This window comes from Suttonella ornithocola (assembly GCF_001889065.1).
In the GTDB taxonomy this organism is placed as follows: Bacteria; Pseudomonadota; Gammaproteobacteria; order Cardiobacteriales; family Cardiobacteriaceae; genus Suttonella_A; species Suttonella_A ornithocola.
The window spans coordinates 1-3,923 of sequence record NZ_LWHB01000113.1; the positions used below are offsets into that span (position 1 = coordinate 1).

The following is a 3,923-nucleotide window of genomic DNA, read 5'->3' on the forward strand; positions in this document are numbered from 1 at the left end:
CCAAACTATCTCATGCCCATGCTCTTCAATGATTGCTTGAATATCACTGCGTTTATGAAAAGCGGCATTGTCCATGACAATTACACTGTTTTTAGGTAACTCAGGTAACAGTGCTTCTCTCACCCAATGAGAGAAAATATCGCTGTTAATAGAACCATCATATAAGCGTAAGGCAAACAATTCTCCATTGATAATGGCTCCAATCGCATTGCTCTGGTTCTTTAAATGCCAGTTATCACTTCCATGACAAACTTGTCCTTTTGTGCTGTAGCCATAAGGTCTATGATCAAAGGCTTTAAAACCACATTCATCAAGATAGACTATCGGTTTGTCTTGAGCGGTCTTATCTACTATTTGTTCTTGAAAGTGCTCTCTTTTCTCTGTGTCGGCTTTTGGATGTTGGTTAATCTTTTTTTATGCGTTATCTTTAGTCGCTTTAGAGCATAACAAATCGCTGATTGCGAGCAATTAAAACGTCTAGCTCTTTCCCATTGGTAATCATCAGGATACTGCTCAATATCCTTAAGCAAGGCTTCATCATCAATCTTTGAGGGCTTACGCTCAGTAAAGCCTTTAGGATGGGGATTTTTAATCCAGCTATAGACGGTGAATTTGCTGATCTTGTAGCGCTTTGCAACAGCGCGCCAAGTTTCTCCATTAGCAATATCGTTAAGAATTTTCTGTCGGAATTGGCTGCAGTAGGTCATAGGATATGCTCAGTTTGTTTTTAATAATTCGGTAGTGGTTTGAAAAGTATGCTGGAATATTATCTAATCTAATCGCAGTTAAATATTTAAATATCAATATATTAAAAGAAGTATTTTTTGTAAGAGTATGTTTAGCATACTTTTCAAACAACTACCAATAATTCTACTACAAGTTGTTCTTTATATCTGCTTTGGATAGATTGGATTCTAAGTGATTTTACTATAAACATTGTTAGCTCATTTTGATTAACTTCCGTGTAGTGTCTGAGACTCATTACCTTGTATGTGAGCTAAGTCTGTCTGACTATGATAGTTTTAAAGAATAGAAAGTAGCAGTAAGAGCAGAAAAAAAGAGCTTATAATGTCTAACCTTGTGTTTTATATGTCTTTGTTAGTTATGTGGATGTAAATAAATTATCTTTAAAATAATCGTAAATGCAGTATAAAATAGTGCTAAAGTATGCATAAATATTTTTATGAGATTGTATTCATGACAATGATATTCGATAACAATGAAGATAATCTCAGATATCTTTTATCAAAAGACGATGAGATTTTTTATTATTCTATAGGGGCATGTTTGTCTTTACAGAGTCTAGCTCACAATAAATCTCTTTATCCATTAAAATTACAATCTCATATTTCTAGAAATGATAGAGAGGGAACACTGGTAAAGTGGTTTTCAGAAAATCAATTGCCGGAGATATTCTTAAATATTGACCATGATAATTTTATTAAACATATGATATATATCGTAAAAATTAAGGTCGGAAACTTTATTCAAAGTAGTATAGATAGCATATCGGATGATTTTGCAAGAATAATTTATCTTACTAACTATTTCTGGAATAATTCATTTAGTTTTAATAACTTAAACATAGATATTTATGAGTTTGTTTATTCTGATATCTATTTACCTCAAGAAGAGCAGGTATCAGCTTTAAAAAATCAGTATTATTTTTACTGTGGTGCTTATAATGCGATAAAACGAAGATCTACAATATTTTCTGAAAATATTGAAACAATATATCAAGTTGCGTTGAATAAAAGTGGGCTCTTTGACTCAAACTGTTATCAGTTTTTATCTGATGTACCTGAGGATATCGATATTAAAGAATGGCTGATTCAGCAGGGGATAAAAAATATCAATACGATAATACAAACAGCAAATCAGATCGATCATTCTCAACTTAAACCTTTTTATATAGATACAACAAAAACAATAAGCAATAAACACTTAATTGCAATTTTTACTGCGATAGCTAACAGTATTTTTCTGCCGGAACCGGTCAAAAAGACTATTTTTCAGCAGTTATCCAATAAATGGAGTCAAAAAAAATATCAACTTAAACAGATGGAGAAAAAGGCTTTTAATGTACGATTGGATCCTAAGTATAAAAGAATGTTTGAAGAGCTTATGCGGATAAATGGGGTCAATAAAGAGGTGTTACTCTCTTCGTTGATTCAGCAGGCTTATAATAAACGTAAAAATCCACTGGAAATGATTAGACTTGAGCCTTCTGTATCAGCGCTGAACAATGAAAATTTAAGTAGCGATGATTCAAACTTCTAAGAACTGCGTTGATGTGTCTAATAAGACTATCCGGATGATTCTTTCATGCTGCGTAAACAGCATTTAATATAAATGTCTCAAAAGTATCATTGATCAACTATATCTATCAGGAAAAATTCAAAATAGATTTTAGGATGTTTTAACTTACCCAGTCAGAGTTTTTATAGCACTCATGTTTCAGAATATATTTTATATTTGGCGCTTCTGATACAATAATGTCTAACGGAATACGATATTAATCAAACAATAAATGGCATACTAGATGGTATACTGGTTGTTTTTATAATAAAAACCCTATGTAAAACATAAGGTTGAGAGGGAGAATATATCTATCCGAATAAATTTAATAAAAACCGTTAATTGCAATTGGGGCGATTTATGTTTTTCCCCCATGTTTGCCCCGTAATGTAGGTGCTATCTTGGCAGATTTTTAGAGTATTTGCTATAGGCGCTTACTTGATTATGCGATTTGCTTGTTATGGCAAAGCTTCCACGGGTTGCGCCATATCATCGTTAAATATCAGATCGATAGAATGCCCTAGCTGTGCATTGATATTAACCAGCGCATCTAAGGAAAATTTATCAATCTTGCCATTTAACAGGTCATTCATGCGTGGCTGACTGATGCCGCAATGCTTAGCGGCTTGGGATTGAGTCCACTGGTTTTGTGCGACGGTGTTGGCAATATGGCGCATGATTTCGGCTCGCATGGTTAAGTTGGCGGCTTCTGCTGGTGTATCGCTGATGGCGTCAAAAACGGATTGAAAGCTGTGTTGTTGCATTATTTCCCTCCTATGAGCTGTTTCAGGCGGTTTTTCGCTAGTTCAATATCAACTTTGGCGGTTTTCTGTGTCTTTTTCTGAAAGGCGTGCAGGATATAGAAATGTTCGCCGATTTTTACGGTGTAAATGATACGGTACGCGCCGTTTTCTCCCTTAAGGCGTATTTCCGATACACCTTTGCCAATCGTTGGCATTGGCTTGAAGTCTGTAGGCATTTCGCCGTATTGCACTTTGTGAAGTTCATATCCTGCCCGTTGCTTGATGTCTGCTGGAAATGCTCTTAAGTCATCAAGGCTGCTGCCTAGAAAGGTTATCGGCTTCATAAAAATATATTGATTTTGATATAAACTAGCTTATATCAGTTCCGATATGGCGTCAATCTCTACCGCGGCTCACGATTTTCCTCTATCACTTTTCAAACCTCACTGGATAGCCCTGAACGTGTCAGGTTTTCGCCGAAATCCGCCGATGACAGCGTTAATGTTCTGAGATGAAAAGTATAAAAATGCTTCAAAACGAGTGATTATGGTGATTATGTGATTATGAGCGCATGTAATAATCTGTTTGTATTAGAAAAATATGTTTCGAATTTCATAATCACTGCTGAAAATTGAGTGATTATGAGTGATTATAGTCAAATCATTTATAATCCAATCTATCCAAAGCAGATATAAAGAACGACTTATAGTAGAATTATCAAAAACAAACTGAGCATATCCTATGACCTACTGCAGCCAATTCCGACAAAAAATTCTTAACGATATTGCTAATGGAGAAACTTGGCGCGCTGTTGCAAAGCGCTACAAGATCAGCAAATTCACCGTCATATAGCTGGATTAAAATCCCCATCCTAAAGCTTAC

At 35.0% G+C, this 3,923-nt stretch carries 6 protein-coding genes; 2 read left to right on the forward strand and 4 right to left on the reverse strand.

Annotated features, from left to right (window positions below):
- Both A5N85_RS15660 and A5N85_RS08830 read right to left on the reverse strand, forming a co-directional pair.
- Window positions 1-408, reverse strand: a 408-nt coding sequence (locus A5N85_RS15660) for a transposase (protein ID WP_211268129.1), incomplete at its 3' end; no start/stop codon positions are given.
- Window positions 351-707, reverse strand: a complete 357-nt coding sequence (locus A5N85_RS08830) for an IS630 transposase-related protein (RefSeq protein ID WP_072576897.1) — start codon at window positions 705-707, stop codon at window positions 351-353. The genes A5N85_RS15660 and A5N85_RS08830, both read right to left, overlap by 58 nt.
- Before the next feature lie 490 nt (window positions 708-1,197).
- On the opposite strand from A5N85_RS08830, the gene A5N85_RS08835 reads away from it, so the two are divergent.
- On the forward strand, window positions 1,198-2,280 hold the full coding sequence (locus A5N85_RS08835) for a hypothetical protein (RefSeq protein ID WP_072576898.1): 1,083 nt from the start codon (window positions 1,198-1,200) through the stop codon (window positions 2,278-2,280).
- Between the two features lie 476 nt (window positions 2,281-2,756).
- Here A5N85_RS08835 and A5N85_RS08840 read toward each other — a convergent pair whose 3' ends face one another.
- Together A5N85_RS08840 and A5N85_RS08845 are read right to left on the reverse strand one after the other, a co-directional pair.
- Entirely contained in the window at window positions 2,757-3,062 is a 306-nt protein-coding gene (locus tag A5N85_RS08840; protein WP_084601721.1) for a helix-turn-helix domain-containing protein, read from the reverse strand.
- Window positions 3,062-3,385 (reverse strand): type II toxin-antitoxin system RelE/ParE family toxin, encoded by a 324-nt coding sequence (locus A5N85_RS08845; protein ID WP_072576900.1) that lies wholly within the window; start codon window positions 3,383-3,385, stop codon window positions 3,062-3,064. The genes A5N85_RS08840 and A5N85_RS08845 overlap by 1 nt, the downstream gene beginning before the upstream one ends.
- 397 nt (window positions 3,386-3,782) lie before the next feature.
- Here A5N85_RS08845 and A5N85_RS15170 point away from each other — a divergent pair, with 397 nt between their 5' ends.
- Window positions 3,783-3,893: a helix-turn-helix domain-containing protein gene (locus tag A5N85_RS15170; protein ID WP_143143235.1), complete on the forward strand. Its 111-nt coding sequence runs from the start codon at window positions 3,783-3,785 to the stop codon at window positions 3,891-3,893.
- Window positions 3,894-3,923: the final 30 nt, after the last annotated feature.